Source organism: Embleya sp. NBC_00888 (assembly GCF_045207655.1).
GTDB lineage: Bacteria > Actinomycetota > Actinomycetes > Streptomycetales > Streptomycetaceae > Embleya.
The window spans coordinates 2,176,408-2,200,343 of the sequence record NZ_CP108784.1 but is presented as its reverse complement, the minus strand read 5'-3'; the positions used below and the strand labels follow the sequence as shown (position 1 = coordinate 2,200,343).

The window sequence follows — 23,936 nt, the reverse complement described above, 5'->3', positions numbered from 1 at the left end:
CGGATGATCCGTGTACGCTGCAACCGAGACCCGTACGTGACCGGATCGTCACTGCCCCAACTCCCGGGGCCCACTACGGTAGGTCACAGGCCGGGCCGACCACCCGGCTCCCGAGCCGCGTCCAGGACCCTCCCGGATCCGTCGGCGCATCCGATGGGGGACGGGTCGCCGAGCGTTCCGGGCATCCTGCCGCGCGGGTCGGGACACCATGGGCGAGGGGACTGCCGGCGCGTGACTCTTCAGGTGATCAAGGAAGATCTCCAGGGCTGGACCGTGCTGCACGTGCTCGGGGAGGTCGACTACGCGGTCGTCCCGGAGCTTCGCGAACACGTCAGACACGCGGTCGCCGACGGCGACCATCGGATCGTCCTCGAACTCACCGAAGTGGAATTCCTCGACTCCACCGGCATCGGCACGCTCGTCGCCGCCCGCCGCCTGCTCCGCTCCACCGGCGGCACCCTGCGCCTGGTGATGCCCAGCAACAACGACCACCACGTCAACCGCGTCTTCACCGCCCTGGGCCTGCGCCGACTCTTCGACGTGCACCCCGACCTGGACGAGGCCCTGTGCGAGGACGCCCCGACGGACGAGGACCTGAGCGCCGCGGGCTGATCCGACGCCGGCCGCCGCGTCGCTCAGCCGAGCAGGCCACGAAGCCGCCGTGCCTGGCGCGCCGCGGTCCCGGGCGGATTCCGAGGATTGTCCGGGTCGTCCATCGACAGCAGAAACAGCCAGACCAGCGCGAGCAGCCGCCGACACTCCGGCAGCCGGGCGGCCTCCGCCGGTGTGAGGTCGAAGTGGCTCAGGAACAGCGGGACATCCAGGTTCCCCGTCACCCAGCCCGACACATGTTCGGTGATCTCCGCGAGTTCGAACGCGCGGTCGCTGCGCCCCGAGTCCTCGAAGTCGACGACGCGTACCCGCACTCCGTCCCACAGGTAGTTGGCGAGGTTGCCGTCACCGGGCCCGAAGACCGCCGGGACCGGGTTCCCGCCGTCGTCCGGGTCCGCCGCACTCCAGGAGTCGAGCCAGTCCAGCCCGTCCCGCACGGCGGCGGCCACATCGGCCGTCGGGTGCGCGGGTGTTCCCGCCTCCCGCCACGAACGCACCTGGGCGACGATCTCGGCCCGCTGACCGGGGCGTACCGCAAGCGCGGCGACCTCGGACGCCGGGACGCAACCGTGCAGTCGCGCGACGGCCTCGGCGAGAGCCGTGGTGCGATCGGGGCAGATCGTCGCACCGCGCAGCGGGGCGCCGGCCAGACGCGACATCACCACGGTGGGCCGCACGGCTTCGGCGTCGCCGCGCAGTGGCGTGGGGGCCAGGCCCGGCGCGTGTCGGGCGAGCAACGTCAACGCCCGCCACTCGCGCGCCTGTCGCGGACGATCGCCCGCCGGGAAGCGCTTGGTCACGGTGTCGGTGCCCCACTCGATCTCGTGGGTGCTCCACGGGCCGGAACTCATGGCGGCCATCCTGCCGGCAGGTGGCCGGCCGGTACGCCCGCCGATGGGGCCGTCGGTTCGGCCTACAACACCGCGCCTGCCGCTGTCAGGGTGGCGTCGGCTCCGGGGACGTGGGTCAGGCGCGCGGCGAACGCGCGGTACGCGGCGGCGAGGGCCTCACCGGGGACGCGGCGGTGGCCCAGGACGTCGGCGAACCATCGGGTGAAGTCGACGAACAGCGCGTGGTCGTCGACGAAGAGGGAGACCGCCAGCGCGTCGACGGCGGTCACCAGGCCGTCGCGCATCGTGGTGTCCGAGCGCTCACCCTCGATCGGCACCAGCGCCGACATGCCCGCCGCCACCAGCGGTGTGCGGAGCAGGCCGACGCCGTCGTGCGCCGCGTCCGGGAGATGGCGCAACCGCGGGGCCGGGGTGGTGAGCGCGGGCCAGTCCGGGCCGGCCAGCGTGTCGGCGGCCCCTCGGGCGTCCGCTGCCCAGCCGTTCGCGCCGATCAGGCCCGCCCAGCGGCCGTCCGGGCCGAAGCCGGGGCCGCCGACCAGGACCGGTATCCCGACGCGGCGGGCCACCTCCACCATCGCCCGCGCGCCCGGCAGCGCGGTGGAGACCGTACAGCCGAGCGCGACCGAACCCGCCCCCGAATCCGGCAACATGCGGGCCAGTTCGCCCGCGCCGGTGCCCGGAGGCAGGACCGTCGTGTCGATCCCGCGCACCCGCAACAGCGCGGCCAGGATCGTGGACGCGAGCCCGTGCCAGTCGCCCTGCGCGCAGCACACCACGACCCGCGCCTCGGACCGCGGTCGCGGCGTCGCGTCCGTGATCAGGTGCACGACACGACCGGCGACGTGCGAGGCGGAGTGTTCGCGCGCCACCGTCCACTCGCCGGTCGCCCACCGCTCGCCCACCCCACGCAGCGCCGGGATCACCAGGTCGGTCAGCACCCGATCGCCGGGCACGCCCTTGCCGAGCAGGTTCCGGACCAGGGTCAGTGCCTCGACCTCGTCCGCCCGTCCGAGGTACGCGAGGAACAGGTCGAGTTCGTCGGAGACCACATGTGTCATTCGCCGTCCGGGTGTTCGGGTGGGGTCGGGCCGTCGGGCTCGACCAGGTTCGGCAACGTCTCGTCGTCGTCCCGGTAGGGGATGTGAATGCCCAGCAGGACGACGTCGTCCACGACGGGCGCGTCGCCCAGATGTGCCATCAACCGTTGTTCGAGGCGTTCCACGAGCGCGTCCACCGGCATGCCCGCGCAGGACGCCAGGTCGTGCCGCAACGCCCGTACGCCGTAGGCCTCGCCGTCCGGATCGCGGGCCTCGGTCACCCCGTCGCTGTACAGGAGCAGCGTCGAGCCGGGCGCCAGCGGCAGTTCGTGCGTCCCGAACACGGTGCCCGGGATGCCCGCGACCAGCGGATCGGTGAACTCCATCGCCTGCACCCGGCCCGCCGGATCCATCCACAGCGGTGGCGGATGCCCGGCGCAGGTCAACCGGATCAGCGCCGAACCGTCCGGGTGCACCGAGCAGTCGCCGGTGATCGCGGTCAGCACGAGGGAGGGGTCGCCGAGGGTCAACTCCGCGTCCAGCAGCGCCATGCGATGCGCGGGTGCGCAACCGGCGCTCGCCGCCGTACGCAGGATCAGCAACGAGCGCGAGCTGAACATGCCCACGGGCGTGCCGCGTCCGCACACGTCGCCGACCGAGAACGCCCACGTGCCGTCGACCGGGGTCGGGTGCACGGCGTAGAAGTCGCCGCCGAGACCGTCGGTCAGCGAGACCGGCCGGTAGCGGGCGGCGATCCGTGCGCCGGGCACCTCCGGCAACGGGCCCGGCACCAGTGCCTGGGCCAACAGCATGGTGCGCCGGTCCTGTTCGACGTACAGGCGCGACGTGCGCAGCGCGACGCCCACCCGCTCGGCGTAGTCGACGGCGAGCGAGATCTCCTCCTCGGTGAACGGGTCGGAGGTCGCCGAGCGCACGAACGTCAGTACCGAGGGCGCGTCGTCGTCGGTGGGCACCGGAACCACCAGCGCGCACCGGGCGTCCACCGCGATCAGGCCCGCGACCGCCTCGTCGGGCACCAGTCGGTGCAGCAACGCGCGGTCCATCAGCGGATGCAGCTCCTGGCGCCGGGTGCGCAGTACCCGACCCACTCCCGCCGGCGCCGTCCACGCGGTGCCCAGGCCGCTGGTCACCCGGGCGATCGGGGTGCCGGAGCCGGGCGCGTACGTGGTGCGCAGCCGGCCGTCCTCCATGCTGGGCACGGACAGCGCGACCCAGTCGGCCAGTTCGCCCGCCGGCAGCGTGGTGACCAGATCGGTGAGCCGGCGCGGATTGGTGGTCGCGGACAACACCCGGCCCGCCTCGGCCAGGAAGACCTTGCGCCTGCGCTCGGCCAACAGCGTGTCCTCGCGCCGCCGTTCGGCGGTGGTGTCCTGGACGTACCACACGTAGTGGCCGTCGCCCAGAACCGCGCGTCGGCCGCGTACACGCCGGTCGTCCACCTCGCCGTGCCAGGCGGTTCCGGTCGCGGGCAGTGCGGGATAGGCGGTGCCCGGAAGGCATTCCGGCAGAAGCCGTGCGGCCGCGGCGTTGAGATAGCGCACGGTGCCCTCGGCCGTGAAGACGACCACGCCGGTGTCGCTCTCGTCCAGCACCTCGGCGGGCGACCACGCGGGCGGCGCGGGCTCGTCCGGGGCACCCGGCGGTTTGAAGCCGTTGGTTCGTCGACGGGCGGTCGGCTCCTGCGTGTCGCTGCCCCGCTCGTCGCCGGAGGGGCGTTGTCCGGTCATGGCTACGGAATCCCTTGCGTCCGTGCGTTTCGAGCCGGCTCGCGCCGGCCCTCGCGCAACCTTCAAGGTACGACCGCGACGGTCGCCGGTGTGTGGGTTCCGGCGGAATCACACCTATAGGGGAAGACGGTCCACGAGGGACCGACTCGGCGAGTAGGGTGCCGATGCGGTCTTGTTGTTTCGGGACGGATGTGGGGTTTATCCCGAGACGTGCGAACCGTACCGAGCGGTCGTGCGGCGCGCGACCGAAACCGACACTTGATCAGGTGGAGTGCTCCATATGAGCCTTGACGATCTCCCACCGGACGACGTCGATCACACATCGTTCTCGGCCAGACCATGCGTCGTGCACGTCGCGCTGGAGGCCGACCTGGGCGGCACGGTGTCCGTGCACGGCGATATGGACATGACGGCGGCGCCGATGTTCCGGCAGGCGGTGGACCGCCTCGTCGACGAGGGCGCGCACAGCCTGCGGATCGACCTGACGGACGTGCCCTTCATCGACTCGTCCGGTCTGGGCAGTCTGGTGTACGGCTACCGCCGCCTGCGCGATCGCGACGGCGACATCGTGGTGTGCGGCGTCGGACCGCAACCCGCACGGGTGTTGCGGATCACCCATTTGGACCGCATCCTCCGGGTGGAATGCGCGACCGTGCACGCTACGCCGAACCGCTGAGCGGGGCCGCCGCGGATCCGGCCGCGGGCGGATCCTGATCACGGCGAAGTCGATTGCCCCGAACGCGCGTTCGCGTCGCACGCGGGTTTCGTCCCGGCTGTCCCGATCGGCCGCGCCGATCCCCTCGCGGCCGTCCCGGTCGCCCGTGCCGGAGCCGACGCGCCAGGGCTCAGCGGCCCAGTCCGGCGTCCAACTCGCTCGCGGTCCGACTGCGGATCAGGTCGTTGACCGCCTCGCCCGGACCGACGTGCTCGAACAGGGTCGGCGGGTGGAAGGTGACGTACATCGTGCGCCGTCCGCCCACACCGGCCGGAGCGGGGGAGGCGTGCAGCACGTCGGCCATGTGCACCGTCACGTCACCCGGATCGGTGGGCACCGCGAGATAGGGCAGGTCGGCCAGGTCCTCGGCTCTCGGCTGCGGGCAGGTGCGGCCGTGCGAGCCCGGGATCGCCTCCAGGAAGCCGTTGTCGGCGCTGGAGCCGGTCAGTTGGATGCCGATCGCCACCGACGGGCACATGATGTGGTGGCCGCCCAGCCCGCAATCGGTGTGCCACGGGATGTTCGCCAGGCCCTTGAGCCGGCCGGGCGGCTTGAGCAGGACCGAGATGCCCTCCATCCGGTCGGTGGACGCGGCCAGGTCCGGGTGGATCAGCGTGGCCAGGCGGACCAGGCGCGGATCGCGCGCCAGCGCGCCGATCGGCGCCGAACGCTCGCTCGCGTAGACGATCCGGCACAACACCGATTCGCCGTTCTCGCGCTCCGCCCACCAGGACCGGTCGTCGTCCGGGCGGGCCTCGGCGGCGAGCCGGTCCACCTCGGCCTCGAACGTGGCGATCTCGGCGGCGGAGAACACCCCGCGCACGCGCATCACCCCGGTCGCCGTGAAGTGTTCGGCGAGTTCGCGGTCCGAGTGATCGAGCGTCAGTTCGGCGGCCGGGTCCACCTTTCGGCCCTGTCGGTCGAACACCTCGGTACCGTGCGGGAGATAGATCTCGATGCCCTGATAGAGCGCCCGCAGCGCCGGTTCCCAGCGGAACAGGTCGACCAAGCCGCCGCGTTCGGCGCGCACGTCGCCCGCGATGGCCAGTGCCGCCGCGGTGCGCAGCTGGGTGACCAGATCGGTCCACGCGTCCGGGGACAGCCGGATCACGCAGCCGGCGTCCGCGTCGATTCCCTCCACGATCCGCAATCGGGAGCCGTTCGGGCGATACGTCCACGCGCCGTCCCCGATCCGCATGCCGATCGGGTCGAGCCCGGACAGGCCCGCCTCGGCCCGTCTGCCGTGCTCGCCGATGAGCAATCCGGGGACGATGTCCCGGTGGTACGTTTCCGCGTCGATCCGGTCGTGCCCGAGCATCCTCGCGACCTCCTGCGCTGTACGTTGCCGCGCAGTATGCCGGGGGAACGCGGTGGGTTACCAGAGCGTTTCGAGGTTTGCCCGAACGGGTGCCCGAGGCGGGCGGATCGCGCCGGGTACACCGCTGGGTTCGGCGGATCGCCTTGACACAGAAGGCGGGTGACGATTCGTCAGCTCTGGGTGCTCGGGCGGGGACGAGCCGCGGAAGGGCGCGCGAGGACGGCTCGGCCCCGGACGGACGCGGGACGAGGCGTCGGCTCCCGACGGGACGCGCGACGACGCGTCCACTTTGGGGCGGTCGTACGGCGACCCGTCAGCCTTCGCCGGGGCTCTCGTCCCGACGCACCCGGGCCACGTTCGGATACGCGCGGCGCAGGTGCACGGCCAACGCCTCGGCCGCCGCGTGTGGGTCGCGGGCCTCGATCGCGGCCAGGATCGCCCGGTGGTCCGCGCGCAACGCCCCGGTGTCCTGGCCCAGTTCGGCGACGGCGCGGCGCTGGTGTCGGCGTACCGTGTCGCGCAGCGCGCGCATGAAGGTGGCGACCAGCGCGTTCCCGGACAGCTCGGCGATCGCGGTGTGGAACTCGGTGTCCTGCTCGTTGAACCGCTCCGCCGACACATCCGGCTCGTCCATCGCGGCCACGATCGTGCGCAGCCGGTCGAGATCGGCCTCGCTCGCGTGCCGCGCGGCGGCCTCGACCGCCCAGGACTCGATCAGCAGTCGGGTCTCCACCACGTCGTCCACCGCGAAGTTGGCCAGGCCCAGGTGCAGGCCGAGGACGCCGGTCAGCGCCGGCCCGGCGGATCCGGCCAGGATCGCGCCCGCCTCCGGGCCGCTGCCGGTGTTGGCGACCAGGACGCCCATCGCCTCCAGGACCCGCATCGCCTCGCGTACCGACGGGCGGCTGACCCCCAGCGCGGCGGCCAACGCGCGCTCGCCGGGCAACTTGTCGCCCGCGCGCAGGCGGCCGGTCGCGATCTGCTCCTCGATCTGCGCGACGACCTCCTCGAACGCGCGCACGCGCTTGACCGGGCGCCAGTCCGGGCCGTCGTTCACTGGGAGGCTCCTCGGCGATTTCAGGGTTTTTCGACCGGTTTTGGAAGGCTTCGGCGGATCAGCGGGTCGCGTCCGGGCTTCGGGCTCGGGTCGCCGCCCGTGTCTTGTGGCACAGCATGACATGCCCTTAGCGTGTGCACACCACAGTGTGGTCAGACCACACGATTCGACGTCGGACCCGGCGTCGGATTCCGCCTCGGACCCCACCCCGGGCTCCGAGCCGGACCCGCCGATCCGCGAGGAGGCCGCCCGCATGCGCGTCGGGCTGTTCATCACCTGCGTGAACGACACGCTGTACCCCCGCACGGGCCGGGCCGTCGTGCGTCTCCTGGAGCGGCTGGGCTGTGCGGTGGATTTCCCGCTCGCCCAGACCTGCTGCGGACAGATGCACTGGAACAGCGGATACGGCACCCGCGTCGAGCCGATGGTCCGCCGGTTCGCGGACACCTTCGCGGGCTACGACGCGGTGGTCACCCCGTCCGGGTCGTGCGGCGCGATGATCCGGGACAACCACCCGCGCGCCGCCGCCCGGGCCGAGGACCCCACCCTCGCGGCCGACGTCGCCGCGGTGGTCCCGAAGGTGTACGACCTCACCGAGTTCATCGTCGACGTGCTCGGTGTCACCGACGTCGGCGCGTACTTCCCGCACAAGGTCGCCTACCACCCCACGTGTCACTCGCGCCGCCTGATGAGGCTCGGCGACCGTCCGACCGCGCTGCTGCGCGAGGTGCGCGGCCTGGAACTGCTCGGCCTGCCCGGCGAGGAGGAGTGCTGCGGCTTCGGCGGCACCTTCGCGGTCAAGAACCCGGACGTGTCCACCGCGATGGGCACCGACAAGGTCCGGCACGCGGCCGGCACCGGCGCCGAGGTGTTGTGCGCGGCGGACAACTCGTGCCTGATGCACATCGGCGGCCTGATGGACCGTCAGCGCACCGGGATGCGGGTCCTGCACCTCGCGGAAATCCTCGCCTCCACCGAGAAGGAGCCGGCATGAGCAAGGCCGTCCCGCCGACGGGCGCCACCTTCGTCGGCATGCCCCCCTTCCCGCGGGCCGCCCGGGCCGCCGTGGGCGACGCGCAACTGCGGCACAACCTGCGCAAGGCCACCCACACCATCCGCGACAAGCGGGCCCTGGTGGTCGAGGAACTCGACGACTGGGCCGAACTGCGCGCGGCCGGCGTGGCGATCAAGGACCGTACGCTGCGCCGACTCGACGAACACCTGCTCGCGGTCGAGGCGGCGGTCACCGCCGCCGGCGGCACCGTGCACTGGGCCGCAGACGCGGCCGAGGCGAACCGGATCGTCGCCGACCTGGTCAAGGCCACCGGCGACACCGAGGTGGTCAAGGTCAAGTCGATGGTCACCCAGGAGATCGGACTGAACGAGGCACTCGCGGCCGAGGGCATCCGGGCCTACGAGACCGATCTGGCCGAACTGATCGTGCAACTGGGCGAGGACCTGCCGTCGCACATCCTGGTGCCCGCGATCCACCGCAATCGGGCCGAGATCCGGGAGATCTTCGTGCGCGAGATGGGCGAGTGGGGCGTCCCCGCACCGCCCGGCCTGACCGACGACCCGGCCGCCCTTGCCGAGGCCGCGCGCCGTCACCTGCGCGAGCGCTTCCTGTCCGCGCGAGTCGCGGTCTCCGGCGCGAACTTCGTGGTCGCCGAGACCGGCACGCTCGTGGTGGTCGAGTCGGAGGGCAACGGGCGGATGTGCCTGACCCTGCCGGACACGCTGATCTCGGTGGTCGGCATCGAGAAGGTGGTGCCGACCTGGGCCGATCTCGAGGTGTTCCTGCAACTGCTTCCGCGCAGTTCGACCGGCGAGCGGATGAACCCCTACACCTCGATGTGGACCGGGGTGACTCCCGGCGACGGGCCGCAGGACTTCCACCTGGTCCTGCTCGACAACGGCCGCACCGACGTGCTCGCGGACCGTACCGGCCGGCAGGCGCTGCGCTGCATCCGGTGCTCGGCCTGTCTGAACGTGTGCCCGGTGTACGAGCGCACCGGGGGACACGCGTACGGGTCGGTGTATCCCGGGCCGATCGGCGCGATCCTGGTGCCGCAGCTGCGCGGGATCGCCAAGCACCGGGTGGACGAGCAGACGGCGTCCCTGCCGTACGCCTCTTCGCTGTGCGGCGCGTGCTACGAGGTGTGCCCGGTCGCGATCGACATCCCCGAGGTGCTGGTTCATCTGCGTGAGCAGGTGGTCGAAGGCGGCGGTCACCGCGCCGAGCGGGCGGCGATGCGGGCGGCCGAGTGGGTGCTGGACGATCCGGGCCGGCTACGCCGGGTACAGCGGGCCGCGTCCCGCTCGCGCGGACTGATCCCCAAGCGGGCGCCCGGCCCGGGCGCGGCCTGGACGGACAGCCGGTCGATCCCGGCGGTGCCGGCGGAGTCGTTCCGGGACTGGTGGGTGCGGGAGCGGAGCGGTCCGGCGGGTCCGGTGCCTTCGTCGGCGCCGGGCGTCGAGGCGATCCCGGGCGTCGAGGCCGCTCCGGGCGTCGAGGTTGCTCCGAGTGTCGAGCTTGCTCCGAGCGTCGAGGTGGACGAGAGCGAGGGGGAGGGGCGATGAGTTCGCGCGAGGTGATTCTGGCCCGGGTGCGGCGGGCGCTGGTGGACGTACCGCGCGACGAGGTGTTCCCGGTGCCGCGCGACTACGCGCGGGCCCACGTGGTCGAGGGTGTGCTCGAACTGCTCGTCGAGCATCTGCGCGACTACCGGGCGATCGTGCACGAGGTCGCGGAGAGCGGACTCGCGGATGCCGTCGCCGGCGCGGTCGAGCGACGCGGGGCACACCGCGTGGTGACGCCGGCCGGGCTGCCGGCGGCGTGGACGGCCGGGTTGGCGGCGGGGGTGTGCGTACCGGATGGCTGGACGTACGGCCCGATCGGCGAATTGTCAGATGATCCTATAAATAACAGGCCTCAACTTCCTTCTCCAGCGGCCGCTCCTCGTCTCACCACCGCCGAGTTGGACGCCGCCGACGGCGTGCTGACCGCATCGGCCGTCGCGATCGCCGAGACCGGCACGATCGTGCTCGACGCGGGGCCCGGGCAGGGGCGGCGCGCGCTGACCCTGGTACCGGACTGGCACCTGTGCGTGGTTCGGGCGCGGGACGTGGTCGCGTCGGTGCCGCAGGCGTTGGAGCGGCTGACCCCGGGCCGACCGCTGACCTGGATCTCCGGACCGTCCGCGACCAGCGACATCGAACTGGACCGGGTCGAGGGTGTGCACGGGCCCAGGACCCTCGAAGTCCTGATCGTGCGGTGATGTCCCGCCGATCATTTACAGTCCATAGGCGTGGCACCTGATACGAAGGCACTCGTCCGCTCGACCAAGAACCTGATGGAGATGGTCGACCTCCTGGGCAACACCAGCCCGCCCGAGGCATACGACGCGATCGCCGAGCAATTGGCGAACACCCGCCGACTCCTCGGCCAGTTGGCCGCGCCCGTACCGACCACCTTGTGCAACGAGCATCCGTACGGTCCGGTCGACGAGGACGCGCGGGACAAGTGTCTGTTCTGCGAGAACCGCAGGCGGCGTGGTCGGGCCCGGGACGCGGCCGACGCGCGTCCGCGCTCGGCGCCGTGTCCCAGACACCCCGAGCGCGGGCTGCTCGCGCTGGGCGAGGTGTGTGCGCTGTGCGGGGGGCCGGAGGGCGGGTCGACCCCGCGTCAGGGTGTGCCGAGTGTGCGCGACCCGCGTCCGGCTCCGCTGTCCGGTGCGCGGGGTGTGGACATGCGGCTGACCGTGCTCACCCGGCAGCTCGCCGCGATGGCGGGCGAGGCCGGCCGGGACGCGCGCGGCGAGGCGCTGCTCGCGGCGGCGGTCGATGTGCTCAAGGGCGCCCAGGGGCTGATCCAGGCGGCCAACGCGTTCACCGACGGGCGTGGCGACGAGGCGTACAACACGGCCACGCGGGCCGCCCGGGGCCTGCGGGCGACCGCGGCCGAGGTGCTCGAAGACATCTAGGCCCTGTCCGGCGGACCCACCAGGATCCGCCGGACAGGGCCTGGGGCGGGGTTCGCCGGCCCGGCCGGCCCCGCTGCCGTTCCGGGTTTACCGCCGGGGTGGTCGGGCAGGCGGAGACCCGACCGTTGCGACCGTTCCGGACGGAGGGGTGTGCCCGCATGGCATCCGAGCTCGAGGGCTTGACCGTGGCATTCCTCGTCGCCCCCGAGGGCTTCGAGCAGGTGGAGTTGACCGAGCCGTGGCAGGCCGTGGAACGGGCCGGCGGATCACCCAAGCTGATCTCCACCAAAGCCGGTGAGGCGCAGGGCTTCAATCGCTACGACCGGGGCGACACGTTCCACGTGGACGCCGGGATCGACGCGGTCGGGTCGGGCGACTTCGACGCGCTCGTGCTGCCCGGCGGGGTGGCCAACCCCGATTTCCTGCGGACCCAGCCCAAGGCGGTGGAGTTCGTCCGGCGCTTCTTCGCGGAGGGCAAGCCGGTCGCGGCGATCTGCCACGCGCTGTGGATCCTGGTCGAGGCCGACGTCGTGCGCGGGCGGCAGCTCACCTCCTGGCCGAGCCTGCGCACCGACCTGGAGAACGCGGGTGCCCTCTGGGTCGACGAGGCGGTGGTGGTGTGCACGGCGGGCACCAACACGCTGATCAGCTCCCGCAAGCCGGACGACCTGGCGGCGTTCGACAAGGCACTGGTGGCGGAATTCGCCCGGGCCGGGAAGCGCCGGTAGCGCACGGGGCAGCCCGGGCCCGGCGGTGGGCGCTCAGGCCTCGTAGGTCGACGCGATCGGGTCGTGCCCGTTCCAGACCACGAACACGGACGAGGTCCGGCCACGGTTGACGAAGTCGACCCGGATCCATTGGTTGCCCGGCCACACCTTGACCGCCCATCCCGAGTTCGGGGTCGCGGCGATCAGGGTCGCGGTGGTGCCCTGGTAGCGGAACGAGGCCCGTCCGCCGCGCACCTCGAAACTCTGCACCGCGGCGACCGGCGGGCCCTCGCGGAGCCTGACCGGCGGCGCGGCCGGCGTCGTCGCGGCCTTGGGCGACGGCGGAGCCGAGGACGCGGACGGCGACGGGGACGACGAGGTCGGCGGCGGCGTGCGATTGACGGCGGAGATCAGGTCCGGCTCCTCGGTGCTCGGCACCGCGCCGGACGCCGTCGACGGGGCGTCCACCGGCGGCGGCGGTTCGTCCCCGGCGACCAGGGTCGGCGCCTGCGGCGGTTCGAACACGGTGTCGCGCAGCACGCTGCGCACGCCCCACCACGACAGCGCGACGGCCATCGCGGTGACCGCGAGCCACACCGATATCGACGTGATGGTCCTCCGCACGAGCCCCATCCTCTCGCCTGTGTTCCCGGCCCGGTGTTTCCCCTCCAGGGCCGGCCCGGGAGGAGAGTACGGGTACGGTTCCGAACCATGGCACAGGTGCTCGTGGTCGAGGACGATCAATTCGTACGTTCGGCGCTGATCCGATACCTCACGTCGTCCTCCCACGCGGTACGCAGCGTCGGAACGGCCCTGGAGGCGTTGCGCGAAGTAGCCCTTTACCCGTTCGACGTGGTCATTCTGGACCTCGGACTGCCGGACTTGGACGGATCCGAGGCATTGAAGATGCTTCGCGGCATATCCGACGTCCCGGTGATCATCGCGACCGCCCGGGACGACGAGGCCGAGGTGGTCCGACTGCTCAACGCGGGCGCCGACGACTACGTGACGAAGCCGTTCTCCGGGGAACACCTGGGCGCGCGGTTGTCCGCCGTGCTGCGCCGTGCGCGCGGGCGGACCACGGCGGATGTGTTCAGCGTCGGAGGTCTGCTCATCGACGTCCGGCGCCGGGAGGCACGGCTGGACGACCGGGAGCTGGAACTGACCCGACGCGAGTTCGACCTGCTGGCGTTCCTGGCCGCGCGGGCCGGGACGGTGGTGCCGCGCCGGGAGATCCTGGCCGAGGTGTGGGGCCAGTCGTACGGCGACGACCAGACCATCGACGTACACCTGTCCTGGCTGCGCCGAAAGCTGGGCGAGAAGGCGCGGGAGCCGAGGTATCTGCATACCGTGCGGGGTGTCGGGGTGAAACTGGAGCCGCCGGCGTGAGGCCCGGCCCGCGCGGGGGCGGGACGGCCGGGCGGCGCGGGGATGCGGCGGGTCGAGCGGGTGCGCCGGGACGACCGGGTGGCTCGGGTCGGGCGAGTGGTTCGGCGGGGCGGGAGGTGAAGCCGCCGCGGGCGCCGAAGGGTGTGCGGGGCACGCTCGTGCGGGTCTCGTTGGCGGTCACCACGATGGTCGCGCTCGCGTTCTTGATCCCGCTGGTCCTGGTGATCCGGGAGATCGCCGCGGACCGTACCTTCACCGACGCCGAGCGGCAGGCCGCCGCGCTGCAGCCGGCGCTGGTGATCACGACCGACCGGGCGACGCTGGAGCCGGCCATCGCGAGCGTGCCGGCCGGCTCCGGCGGCCGGATCGCGATCCATCTGCCGGACGGGTCGGTCCTGGGCCGGCCGCGCGCGAGCGAGCACAGCGTGGCCACCGCGCGCGAGTCGGCCCGATCGTTCCGGGTCCGCGCGGGCGGCGGGTGGGCGCTGTTGCAACCGTTGTTGTTGGACCAGGGCAGGATCACCGTGATCGAGGTGTACGTCCCGGACGACGACCTGGAGCACGGCGTGAATACGGCCTGGCTGGTGCTCACCGGGGTGGCCGTGGTCCTGGTCGGCGGCTCGGTGGTGGTCGCCGACCGGCTCGGTGCGCAGGTGGTGCGCTCGGCCCGGGGGTTGGCCGCGGCGGCCCGTTCGCTGGGTACCGGCGACCTGGCGGCGCGGATCACACCCCAGGGGCCGTCCGAACTCCAGGAGGCCGCCACGTCGTTCAACACGATGGCGGATCGGGTCGAGCAACTGTTGGCCAACGAACGGGAGATGGCCGCCGACCTGTCGCATCGACTGCGTACGCCGCTGACCGCGCTGCGGTTGAACGCGGCGGCGCTGGGCGAGGACCCGGTGGCCGAGCAGACCCGCAACGCGGTGGCGCAGTTGGAGCGCGAGGTGGACGAACTGATCCGGACCGCACGGCGATCGAGCGCGACCATCGAGGCGGTGGGCTGCGACGCGGCCGAAGTGGTCCGCGAGCGCATGGACTTCTGGTCCGCGCTGGCCGAGGACGAGGACCGACCGTGGCAACTGGTGGGCGCGGCCGAGCCGGTGCGGGTCCCGGTGTCCCGGGGCGACCTGGCGGCCGGCCTGGACGCGATGTTGGGCAACGTGTTCCGGCACACCGAGGAGGGCGTGCCGTTCTCGGTGACCCTGCACTCGGGCCGGGACGCGGTGATCCTGCTGGTGGCCGACGGAGGGCCCGGGATCGCCGACCCGGTGAGCGCCCTGCGGCGCGGACACGGCCAGGGCGGCGACGGCTCGACCGGGCTCGGCCTGGACATCGTCCGGCGGCTCGCGGAGGCCACCGGCGGCGAGGTGGGATTGGGTCGCTCGGTACTGGGCGGCGCGGAGATCAGCGTGCGGCTGGGCGGGGGCACGAAGGAGTCGGTGGTCCGGCGCAGCCGGCGGGCGGGCAAGAGCCGGCGCGGGCGACGGCGGCCGGGGGCGGGGGCGGGGTGAGGGCGGGGTGAGGGGTGAGGGGTTGCGGCGGTGCCGCGGTGCTCCTTCGGGTGGGTGGAACGGGGATTTTTCTCACTGTGAGTCACGGCGCGTGTGCCGGCCGGCACCTGGACCTTGATCCAACCTTATGTGGGCCTTAAACCCTTGCCTCGGGTCGAATCGGGTTGGGTGGACAGGTGTTCTTCGGCCACGGTTTTCACTAGCCTTCAGAACAGCGGTCCATTCGGAACCAACGGGACTCCCCCCTTTCCGAATGGCCCAGGCGCAGCCCAATCCCCCCCAGGGTCTGTAGCCGTTCGGGGATCTCGCATCCCCGGCCGTTCGTGTCCCCACCCCCACCCGGGGCACGACGGCAACCCGACCCGAGAGCGAAAACTCTCGGGTCGGGTCTTTTTTGTTGGGCGACTTCGTCGCCGGCTCGCGAGGGGCCGCTTTTTCTTTCCCCCGCTTCGCTCCTCCAAGAAAAAGCGGCGCCTCGCTCGGGACGGTGTGTCCCTCCGCTTCGCTCCGGGTCACACCGTCCACGCTTGCGGCTCCGCCGCTCTCCGCGCTTCGCGCGTCGATCACTGGGGTGGGCGGGGGTCGGGGGCGCTGACGCGCCTGGGGTGGGCGGGGGCGGGTGGCTGGGGGCGTGGGGGTGGCGGGGGTGGCGGGGGCAAGTTGTGGGTGGTGGGGGTGGTGATCAGGGGGTGTGGTGGCGTCGGCGGAGGTGGTGGCGGATCCATAGGGCGATGGCTGCGCCGGTGGTGATCGGTAGGACCCACGTCAGGAGGAAGTCGGCTGGGTGCGTTCCGGTGCTCGTGTGGGCGGTTGTGGGGTGATCGTCGGTTGTCGGTGGCGCGTCGGTCCCGGGCGGGGGAGTCGGTGACTCGGTCGGGCCGGGTGGGGCGGCGGAGGCGGCTGTCGGCGGGTCGGGTTTCCCGGTCGGGGCTCCGGCTCCGCCCGTGCCGGTCAGTGCCACCGAGCGCGGGCCGCCGGGTGCGTCGGTCGTGACGGTCAGTGCCGCCGAGCGTGGTCCGATGGCGCCGGGACGGAACATCACCGCCACGTCGCATGAGGCGCCGGCTGCCAGGGTGTTGCCTCGGTGGCACGTGGTGGCGGTCTCGTGGATGGTGAAGTCGCCTGGCGGCAGGCCGAATTCGCGCAGTGTCAGGTCCGATTCGCCGGTGTTGCGCACGCGTACGGGCAGCCACCTCCAGCCGCCGCCGATCCGATGCTCGCCGAAGTCCATCCCCGGTGACACGGTCAGCTCTCCCGGGCCGCGGGAGCTGTAGGTGAACTCGGCCGCCGGTCCGGTGAATCGGCCGGTTCGCACCTTCGTGCCGGGGAAGACGCGTTCGGAGATGTGCTGTTCTGCTCGGTTGTCGACGTCCACCCAGGGGGCGTCGCCGGTGCTCGCCGGACCCAGCATCACCCGGAACGGTCGGGCGATCAGCACCAGTTGCTCACCGGGACGCAGCGCCGTGCCCGGACCGACCGGGACGCTCGCCTCGACCGACAGATCCGGGTCGCGTGGCGGCGTCGGCTGTCCCGGCTGGGGCACGAATTGCCCGCCCCGGACCACCAGTCGGACCGTAAGTGTTCCGGGCCGGTCGGGTAGGGCGAACGAGACCGGCGCCCACGCTTCCTGTACCGACAGCGATTGCACCCTGTCCGAGCGGGCCGTCCAGGTCAGGCGGGGCGGCGGATCCTCCGCGGGGGCCGCGGATGCCCCGGAGCCGACCAGGAGTACGGCCGACGACATCGCGGCGAAGATTCCACGCCGCATCCAGCGCCCGAGCGCCACGGGCACACCATTCCCCCCGGCGTCCACCGTACGGCGGTCGCCACCGTCGGATCGTCGCCGGGTGGCGACCCGACGACGCTATGGGCCGCCCCGGACTCGGGCAAGATCGCGTACCGCCTGTTCTGCGGGCGTTTCCTTCCCGCTCACCCGGGTGGTCCGAGTGGCCCCGGGAAGATCGCCGACTCGCGGAAGCGGAACGTAATTTCGGCGCAATCTTGCGGGCCGCTTACGGGTGCGTACGGCGTTACGGCTCGCCTCGGGCCGCCGGCCAGCGCGGTCTCGGCGGCCGGGGAACGCAAGCGTCGACAGCGTGCGACGGTCGATCACGCGGGGCCGTGTCCAGGGGCCGCTCGGCCGGGATCGGACCGTTGACGGGTCCGTAACGCGTCTGTAACTCTGATCTCGCGCATTGCAAAAAGCTCACAGATTGTTGGGAACTTACGGCTTAGAGCCGCAAATTCCGATCCGTGACCCGAGCGCGCCGGTTTCCCGGCGGCGTTCCCCACCGCCGGCGGGACCGGCCTCACCGGCACCGCGATCCGGTCGACCACATGCCGACCCGGCCTTCGGCCTGCCCCGGCACGCACCGGCCCGCTCTCCGACCACGCGCGGCTCCTCCCGTACCTCCCGTGCAAGTCCCCCGCGAGAGAACCGAACAGAGGAATGCGATGAGGACGAGACCACCCATCCCGAAATCCGCCGGCGCCACACTGGCGACCGGCCTGCTCGCGCTCGCCGTTGCCGTCGGACCCGCCGGCGCTGCGACATCCGCCGGGTCGGGCGACCGGGTCCGGCTGGCGAGCACCGATGTCGCGGCCGTCGCCGACGGCGACCAGGACACCTACTGGCAGGGCACCGGCTCGACGTTCCCCCAGGCCGTCCAGGTCGATCGAGGCCGCAGCACGAGCATCGACGGCGTCGTTCTCAAGCTGCCCCGGGGCTGGGCCGCGCGCAGTCAGACGCTGGCCGTGCAGGGCAGCGAGGACGGGACGAGCTTCAAGACCATCGTCGGTCGGGCGACCTACACCTTCGAGCCCGGCTCGGCGAACACCGTCCGGATCCGCTTCCCGGCCACCCAGGCCAGATTCGTCCGGCTCGACGTCACCGGCAACAGCAAGGCGCCCGCCGCGCAGCTCGCCGAACTCGGCGTCGAGACCGCGGCCGACTCGACGACCAACCTCGCCCGCGCCGCGACCCTGACCGCGAGCAGCGCCAACGCGCCGTATACGGCGGCCAAGGCCGGCGACGGCGATCGGGCGAGCTACTGGGAGAGCGCCAACAACGCGCTGCCGCAATGGATCCGGGCCGATCTCGGCGCCTCGGTCGGGGTGAACAAGGTGGTGCTCGAGCTGCCCGCCGGGTGGGAGCGCCGGACCCAGACCCTCTCCCTCCAGGGCAGCACCGACGGGACGACCTTCACCGACATCCTCGCCTCGGCCGGTCGCGTCTTCGACCCGGCGAGCGGCAACACCGTCACGCTCGCGTTCGACACGGTGACCACCCGGTACCTGCGGGTCGAGGTGACCGCCAACACCGGATGGCCCGCCGCCCAGGTGGCCGAGTTCGAGGTCTACGGCCCGACCACGGGCGACACCCAGGCACCCACGGCGCCGACCGCACTGGCCTACACCCAACCGGCCGCCGGCCGGATCCGGCTCACCTGGGCCGCCGCGACCGACAACGTGGGGGTCGCCGGCTACGACGTGTACGCCGACGGTGTGCTGCGCAGCAGCGTCGCCGCCGGCACGCTCGAATACACCGACAGCCTGCCGGACACCGCGACGGTGACCTATCACGTGGTCGCCCGGGACGCCGCCGGCAACAGGTCGCCGAACAGCAACCAGGTGATCCGTACCGGATCCGGTGGCGGCACCGGCACGAACCTGGCCGTCGGCAAGCCGATCACCGCGTCCTCCACGACGCAGCACTTCGTCGCCACGAACGCCACCGACGACAACGTGAGCACGTACTGGGAGGGCAACACCTACCCGAACACGCTGACCGTGGCGCTGGGTTCGAACGCGGACGTCCAAGCCGTGGTGGTCCGACTCGACCCGGATCCGATATGGGGCCCGCGTACCCAGACCATCGAGGTGCTCGGTCGGGAACAGAGCGCGGCCGGCTTCACCACCTTGGCGCCGGCGGCCGTACGCGCCTTCGCGCCGGGCTCCGGCGGCAACACCGTGAGCATCCCGGTCACCGGCCGGGTCGCCGACCTGCGCCTGCGGATCACCACCAACTCCGGTGCGCCGGGCGGTCAAGTCGCGGAATTCCAGGTGATCGGCGTACCCGCGCCCAACCCCGACCTGACCGTCACCGCGCTGACCGCGAGCCCCGTCGCACCGGTGGAGACCGACGCGATCACGCTGTCCGCGACGGTGAAGAACATCGGCCCGGTTGCCGCCGGCGCCACCGCCGTGAACTTCCGACTCGGTGACACCCCGGCCGGCACCGCCCAGGGTGGGCGCGCTCGCCGCCGGCGCCACCACCACGGTGTCCACCACCATCGGCACCCGTCCCGCCGGCAGCTACGCCCCGAGTGCCAGGGTCGACGAGGCCAACGCGGTGATCGAACAGAACGAGACCAACAACGCCTACACCGCGCCCGATCCGCTCGTGGTCACTCCCGTGGCCAGTTCCGACCTGATCGCCTCGGCCGTCGAGTGGACCCCGGACAACCCGGCCGCCGGCAATGCGGTCGCCTTCACCGTCACGGTCAAGAATCAGGGCACCATCGCGAGCGCGCCCGGCGCCCACCCGGTCACGCTGACCCTGATCGACGCCGCCGGCGCCGTGGTCCGCACCCTCACCGGCTCGTACACCGGTGTGCTCGCCCCCGGCGCGAGCAGCCCCCCGATCTCGCTGGGCGGTTGGCCGGCCGCGGACGGAACATACGGTGTCAAGACGGTGATCGCCGCCGACGCCAACGAACTCCCGGTCAAGCAGGCGAACAACACCAGCACCCGGCCGTTGTTCGTGGGCCGAGGCGCACACCTGCCCTACGACATGTACGAGGCCGAGGACGGCCTCCTGGCCGGCGGCGCGGCGGTGATCGGACCGAACCGGGTGATCGGCGATCCGGCCGGCGAGGCGTCCGGCCGCAAGGCGGTCACCCTCAAATCCACCGGCAGTTCGGTCGAGTTCACCACCCGCGCGAGCACCAACACCCTGGTCACCCGGTTCTCCATCCCGGACGCCCCGGGCGGCGGCGGCATCGACGCGACACTCGACGTGTACGTGGACGGCACCTTCCTCAAGGCCATCGCACTCACCTCGAAGTACGCCTGGCTCTACGGCAACGAGGCGGCTCCCGGCAACTCGCCCGGTGCCGGCGGTCCTCGGCACATCTACGACGAGGCCAACATCATGCTCGGGACCACCGTCCCGAAGGGCAGCCGGATCAAACTCCAGAAGAACGCGGCCAACACCAGCGACTACACCATCGACTTCGTCAACCTGGAGCAGGTCGCGCCGATCGCCAACCCGAACCCGGCGACCTACGTCGTCCCGGCCGGCTTCACCCACCAGGACGTGCAGAACGCCCTCGACCGGGTCCGGATGGACCCCGCCGGCACGCTGGCCGGCGTCTACCTGCCGCCCGGCACGTACCCGACCGCGAGTAAGTTCCAGGTGTACGGCAAAGCGGTGAAGGTGACCGGAGCGGGCCCCTGGTTCACCAGGTTCGAGGCTCCCACGACCCAGGAGAACACCGACGTCGGCTTCCGCGCCGAGGCGTCCGCGAACGGCTCCTCGTTCAGCGGCTTCGCCTACTTCGGCAACTACACGTCGCGGATCGACGGGCCGGGCAAGGTGTTCGACTTCGCCAACGTGTCGAACATCCTGATCGACGACGTCTGGAACGAGCACACCGTCTGCCTGTACTGGGGCGCCAACACCGACAACGTCACGATCCGCGACAGCCGGATCCGGGACACCTTCGCCGACGGCGTGAACATGACCAACGGCAGCACCGACAACCACCTCGACAACATCGAGGCCCGCTCGACCGGGGACGACAGCTTCGCGCTGTTCTCCGCGATCGACGCCGGCGGCGCGGACGAGAAGAACAACGTGTACGAGAACCTGACCTCGATGCTGACCTGGCGTGCGGCCGGCATCGCGGTCTACGGCGGCTACGCCAACACGTTCCGCAACATCCGGATCGCGGACACCCTCGTCTACTCCGGCATCACCATCAGCTCACTCGACTTCGGCTATCCGATGAACGGCTTCGGTACCGACCCGACCAACTTCCGGAACATCTCCATCGTTCGCGCGGGCGGCCACTTCTGGAACGGGCAGGTCTTCCCGGCGATCTGGGTCTTCTCCGCCTCGAAGATCTTCCAGGGCATCCGGGTGAGCGACGTGGACATCGTCGACCCGACCTACGGCGGGATCATGTTCCAGACCAACTATGTGGGCGGGCAACCGCAGTTCCCGGTCAAGGACACCATCTTCGACAACATCTCGATCACCGGCGCACACCGCAGCGGCGACGCCTACGACGCCAAGTCCGGCTTCGGCATCTGGGCCAACGAGCTCCCCGAGCCGGGCCAGGGCCCGGCGGTCGGCTCGGTCGTCTTCAACGGCCTGCGGATGAGCGACAACGCGCAGAACATCCGCAACACGACGTCGACCTTCACCATCACCGTCAACCCCTGACCCGACGGTCGCCGCCCGCGCCCCGCCGGGCGGGCGGCGACCACGTGGCCGGACAGGGCCTAGATCGCGCCGACCTTGGTCAGGAACGCCTTCGTCTTCTCCGGGTCGTAGAAGAACTCCTCGAATTCCACCGGGTTGTCGAAGGCACTCATGATCGCGTCGCAGACGGCGGGGCAGGTGTTGCCGGCGCCCATCAGCATCTGGACGTGCTCCGGGGGGACGCCGAGCAGTGAGCTGGAGAACTTGACGCCGTGGCGCGCGCGGGACCAGAACGTGTCGAAGAGCGATTGCATCCACGCCGCGTCGAAGGGGCGATCGCCGTGCGCCACGATCGCGTCGAGGTACAGGTCGGCGGCTCGCGCGGCGTTGTTGGAACCCTGGCCGCTGAGCGGGTCGTTGGTGACCAGTACGTCGCCGATGCCCAAGGCCAGTCCGCCGGAGGGCAGTTCGCCGATTGGTTTGCGCACGATGGGCGAGAAGCCGCCGCTGAGCACGCACATCGGATCGGTGAGTTCGGCGCGGCTGATCCGGTCGTGGTCCCACGGCGCGAACTGCCGGACCAGGTCCAGCATCAGCGCCCAGTGCGCGTCCGGGTCGCGCACGTCGCGGAACACGTCGAGCGGGCCGCCCGGTACCGCCTCCAGCAGGATGATGTCGCAGGGGCCGGACAACGTCAGGCCCGGGAACATGATGATCTCGCCGGCCCCGGGGATCCCGTTGACGTGCAGCGCGTCGTGGCCCACCTCCGGTCGCGGGGTCGCGCCGTGGAAGTACGCGACCGCCAACTGGCGTTGCGGCGTGGTGAATTCGGACTTCTCGTGGTCGCGGTCGAACATCGACACCAGCTCCCCCTTGCCGGCGGCCACCACGACCAGGTCGTAGTTGCGGGTGTACCAGTCGATGTCGGACACCGCGACCGGGTGCACCACGAGGTTGCCGCCGCGCGCCACGAACAGCTCCATCCACGCGGGCATTTTCATCCGCTGGTCGACCGACTGCGCGCCGCCCATCTCGCCCAGCCAGTTCACCACCGGCGTGCCGTCCGGGCCGGGAATGGTGAACCCGGCCCGGGGGATCGGCGGCACCAGGTCGGCCCACAGGTCCAGGCCGTGCGGCTGTTCCAGCGCGATCGTGGACGGCATCATGATCTGCGTCGAGGTCACCCGCCCCGCGCGGATCTCGTCGGGGGTCCGCTCGGTCATCACGGTCACGTCGTAGCCGTGGGCCAGCAACCCCAGGCCGAGTTGGAGCCCGGATTGGCCGGCACCGACGATGAGGATCCTGCGCATGGCTGACGTCCCTTCCCCTGATCGAGTCGGAAGCATCGTATGGCTCGCGCTGCGTGTTCACCGGAGTACAGATCAAGAAATCCGGCGCGTATCAGAGCCGCGCACGAGCCCTACATGAACGAGGACTCCGCAGTCAGTCCCGACGCCTGATCCGCGCCGGTGACGATGGGCTGACAGTTGCCCCACCCGACCCCGCCGCCCACCGGGTCGGTGACCCGCACCACCGTGTCCCGGATCTGGTGCAGCCGGCGGGCCTGTTCGGGCGTCGAGCAGTCCGCGATCCGCTCACCCTCCACGTGCAGTTCGCCGCGCCACTCGCCGTGGTGTCGCCCGTCCAGACCGAAGTACAGGCCCGCGCCGAGGTGGAAGCCGGTCGCCGAGACCACCTCGATCTCCAGCGGCCGGGCCGACCCGTCCGCCATCGTCGCGTGCAGCCGGCCACCGCGCAGCCGCCGATTGACCGGGTCGTAGCTCAAGTCCGGTACCAGGTCCGCCCAGGCGTCCACGCGCCCGTCCGGGTGCTCGACCCCGCCCATCACCCGCTTCTGCACGAACCCGGGTGCCCGGGTGATCTGGTAGTGCAGGAACAGGGCGTAGCGGCTGCCGTCCTGACGTTCCATCAGGATCGGCGCCCAGATCATCCGGAAGGACGTCGACGCGGGCATCCCGGCCGGCTCCAGGTCGGTCGCGGGCGCGCCCACGTCGTACCGGGTGCCCCACGAGTGGTCGCGGGTGGAAACCCACGTGTCGGGGGTGATCTCGGTGCGTTCGCCGTCCACTTCGACCCAGCCGGACGCGACTCCCGTCTGGTGGTAGCGCACCAGGTCGGCGGTGGTGCGATAGGCGCGGCGGTTGTGGGTGCGGTCCTCGCAGACCGCCGGGACGACCGCCTCGAAGGTCCAGTCGAACGCGATCGGTTGGGCCGCGTTCGCCTCCAACACGAAGCGCACCACCTTGAGCGGCTCGACCACCTCGTACCGGATCGGTCCCACCGTGGTGGTGTGCGGCTCGGGGGCCAATCGGCGCGAGCCGCGTACCGTGAGCTGCTCGACGCCGCGGGAGACGCCCGCGTAGCCGTCCATCACGTTGCGGTTCGCGTACTTGCCCAGTCCGAAGCCCAGTTGCAGGCTGCCGTCCCGGGCCGCGGCCATCGCGCAGACCTTCTCGGTCCACGACGGGTCCGTCGTGGCCACCGTCGCGAACGTCTCGGCGACCTGGTGGTGAAAGCCTTCGTCGGCCGCGGTGAGCGGCCCGATCGGGTTGGTCACGAA

General features: G+C 71.6%; 18 protein-coding genes and 1 pseudogene. 10 read left to right on the top strand and 9 right to left on the bottom strand.

The annotated features are described in order from the left end of the window. Positions 1-231: 231 nt before the first annotated feature. Positions 232-612: an STAS domain-containing protein gene (locus OG948_RS08660; RefSeq protein WP_406295176.1), complete on the top strand. Its 381-nt coding sequence runs from the start codon at positions 232-234 to the stop codon at positions 610-612. A 23-nt stretch (positions 613-635) separates the two neighbouring features. Here OG948_RS08660 and OG948_RS08655 read toward each other — a convergent pair whose 3' ends face one another. The 3 genes from OG948_RS08655 to OG948_RS08645 form a co-directional block, all read right to left on the bottom strand. Next, a complete protein-coding gene (locus OG948_RS08655) occupies positions 636-1,463 on the bottom strand; it encodes a phosphotransferase family protein (protein WP_406295175.1) in 828 nt (275 codons plus the stop codon). A 62-nt stretch (positions 1,464-1,525) separates the two neighbouring features. Further along, positions 1,526-2,521: a B12-binding domain-containing protein gene (locus OG948_RS08650; protein WP_406295174.1), complete on the bottom strand. Its 996-nt coding sequence runs from the start codon at positions 2,519-2,521 to the stop codon at positions 1,526-1,528. Beyond that, positions 2,518-4,248: a PP2C family protein-serine/threonine phosphatase gene (locus OG948_RS08645; protein ID WP_406295172.1), complete on the bottom strand. Its 1,731-nt coding sequence runs from the start codon at positions 4,246-4,248 to the stop codon at positions 2,518-2,520. The genes OG948_RS08650 and OG948_RS08645 overlap by 4 nt, the downstream gene beginning before the upstream one ends. Before the next feature lie 280 nt (positions 4,249-4,528). On the opposite strand from OG948_RS08645, the gene OG948_RS08640 reads away from it, so the two are divergent. Next, positions 4,529-4,924: an STAS domain-containing protein gene (locus OG948_RS08640; RefSeq protein WP_406295170.1), complete on the top strand. Its 396-nt coding sequence runs from the start codon at positions 4,529-4,531 to the stop codon at positions 4,922-4,924. A gap of 169 nt (positions 4,925-5,093) precedes the next feature. On the opposite strand, the gene OG948_RS08635 is transcribed toward OG948_RS08640, so the two are convergent. Next, on the bottom strand, positions 5,094-6,281 hold the full coding sequence (locus OG948_RS08635; protein WP_406295169.1) for a phytanoyl-CoA dioxygenase family protein: 1,188 nt from the start codon (positions 6,279-6,281) through the stop codon (positions 5,094-5,096). A gap of 313 nt (positions 6,282-6,594) precedes the next feature. Next, entirely contained in the window at positions 6,595-7,338 is a 744-nt protein-coding gene (locus OG948_RS08630) for a FadR/GntR family transcriptional regulator (protein WP_406295168.1), read from the bottom strand. 253 nt (positions 7,339-7,591) lie between these two features. On the opposite strand from OG948_RS08630, the gene OG948_RS08625 reads away from it, so the two are divergent. The 5 genes from OG948_RS08625 to OG948_RS08605 all read left to right on the top strand — a co-directional run bounded on the left by OG948_RS08625 (position 7,592) and on the right by OG948_RS08605 (position 12,049). After that, positions 7,592-8,332, top strand: coding sequence for a (Fe-S)-binding protein (locus OG948_RS08625; RefSeq protein ID WP_406295166.1), 741 nt, complete (start codon positions 7,592-7,594; stop codon positions 8,330-8,332). Then, positions 8,329-9,918: a lactate utilization protein B gene (locus OG948_RS08620; protein WP_406295164.1), complete on the top strand. Its 1,590-nt coding sequence runs from the start codon at positions 8,329-8,331 to the stop codon at positions 9,916-9,918. The genes OG948_RS08625 and OG948_RS08620 overlap by 4 nt, the downstream gene beginning before the upstream one ends. Continuing rightward, positions 9,915-10,616, top strand: a complete 702-nt coding sequence (locus tag OG948_RS08615; RefSeq protein WP_406295163.1) for a lactate utilization protein C — start codon at positions 9,915-9,917, stop codon at positions 10,614-10,616. Before OG948_RS08620 ends, OG948_RS08615 begins: the two co-directional genes overlap by 4 nt. Before the next feature lie 30 nt (positions 10,617-10,646). Then, a complete protein-coding gene (locus tag OG948_RS08610; RefSeq protein WP_406295162.1) occupies positions 10,647-11,321 on the top strand; it encodes a hypothetical protein in 675 nt (224 codons plus the stop codon). A 179-nt stretch (positions 11,322-11,500) separates the two neighbouring features. Then, a complete protein-coding gene (locus OG948_RS08605; protein WP_406300210.1) occupies positions 11,501-12,049 on the top strand; it encodes a type 1 glutamine amidotransferase domain-containing protein in 549 nt (182 codons plus the stop codon). Positions 12,050-12,082: 33 nt separating this feature from the next. Here the strand turns inward: OG948_RS08605 and OG948_RS08600 are convergent, their stop codons facing one another. Beyond that, positions 12,083-12,652 carry a hypothetical protein gene (locus OG948_RS08600; RefSeq protein ID WP_406295160.1) on the bottom strand — a complete coding sequence of 190 codons (570 nt, stop codon included), beginning with the start codon at positions 12,650-12,652 and terminating at the stop codon, positions 12,083-12,085. A gap of 87 nt (positions 12,653-12,739) precedes the next feature. Here OG948_RS08600 and OG948_RS08595 point away from each other — a divergent pair, with 87 nt between their 5' ends. Both OG948_RS08595 and OG948_RS08590 read left to right on the top strand, forming a co-directional pair. Next, positions 12,740-13,417, top strand: a complete 678-nt coding sequence (locus OG948_RS08595; RefSeq protein WP_395869052.1) for a response regulator transcription factor — start codon at positions 12,740-12,742, stop codon at positions 13,415-13,417. A gap of 143 nt (positions 13,418-13,560) precedes the next feature. Then, positions 13,561-14,928, top strand: a complete 1,368-nt coding sequence (locus OG948_RS08590) for a sensor histidine kinase (RefSeq protein ID WP_406295158.1) — start codon at positions 13,561-13,563, stop codon at positions 14,926-14,928. 682 nt (positions 14,929-15,610) lie between these two features. Here the strand turns inward: OG948_RS08590 and OG948_RS08585 are convergent. Further along, positions 15,611-16,714 carry a choice-of-anchor D domain-containing protein gene (locus OG948_RS08585; RefSeq protein WP_406295156.1) on the bottom strand — a complete coding sequence of 368 codons (1,104 nt, stop codon included), beginning with the start codon at positions 16,712-16,714 and terminating at the stop codon, positions 15,611-15,613. A 668-nt stretch (positions 16,715-17,382) separates the two neighbouring features. Here OG948_RS08585 and OG948_RS08580 point away from each other — a divergent pair. Further along, positions 17,383-21,376, top strand: a pseudogene (locus OG948_RS08580) (discoidin domain-containing protein). A gap of 59 nt (positions 21,377-21,435) precedes the next feature. Here OG948_RS08580 and OG948_RS08575 read toward each other — a convergent pair. Both OG948_RS08575 and OG948_RS08570 read right to left on the bottom strand, forming a co-directional pair. Further along, on the bottom strand, positions 21,436-22,665 hold the full coding sequence (locus OG948_RS08575; RefSeq protein ID WP_406295154.1) for a styrene monooxygenase/indole monooxygenase family protein: 1,230 nt from the start codon (positions 22,663-22,665) through the stop codon (positions 21,436-21,438). A gap of 110 nt (positions 22,666-22,775) precedes the next feature. Continuing rightward, positions 22,776-23,933: a hypothetical protein gene (locus OG948_RS08570; RefSeq protein ID WP_406295152.1), complete on the bottom strand. Its 1,158-nt coding sequence runs from the start codon at positions 23,931-23,933 to the stop codon at positions 22,776-22,778. Between the last annotated feature and the right edge of the window lie 3 nt (positions 23,934-23,936).

Bases quoted from the DNA above. Each gene is read 5' to 3' on its own strand.
- OG948_RS08650 (WP_406295174.1), bottom strand. From the start codon at position 2,521: ATGACACATGTGGTCTCCGACGAACTCGACCTGTTCCTCGCGTACCTC.
- OG948_RS08575 (WP_406295154.1), bottom strand. From the start codon at position 22,665: ATGCGCAGGATCCTCATCGTCGGTGCCGGCCAATCCGGGCTCCAACTC.
- OG948_RS08615 (WP_406295163.1), top strand. From the start codon at position 9,915: ATGAGTTCGCGCGAGGTGATTCTGGCCCGGGTGCGGCGGGCGCTGGTG.
- OG948_RS08655 (WP_406295175.1), bottom strand. From the start codon at position 1,463: ATGAGTTCCGGCCCGTGGAGCACCCACGAGATCGAGTGGGGCACCGAC.
- OG948_RS08595 (WP_395869052.1), top strand. From the start codon at position 12,740: ATGGCACAGGTGCTCGTGGTCGAGGACGATCAATTCGTACGTTCGGCG.
- OG948_RS08620 (WP_406295164.1), top strand. From the start codon at position 8,329: ATGAGCAAGGCCGTCCCGCCGACGGGCGCCACCTTCGTCGGCATGCCC.
- OG948_RS08645 (WP_406295172.1), bottom strand. From the start codon at position 4,248: ATGACCGGACAACGCCCCTCCGGCGACGAGCGGGGCAGCGACACGCAG.
- OG948_RS08640 (WP_406295170.1), top strand. From the start codon at position 4,529: ATGAGCCTTGACGATCTCCCACCGGACGACGTCGATCACACATCGTTC.
- OG948_RS08635 (WP_406295169.1), bottom strand. From the start codon at position 6,281: ATGCTCGGGCACGACCGGATCGACGCGGAAACGTACCACCGGGACATC.
- OG948_RS08625 (WP_406295166.1), top strand. From the start codon at position 7,592: ATGCGCGTCGGGCTGTTCATCACCTGCGTGAACGACACGCTGTACCCC.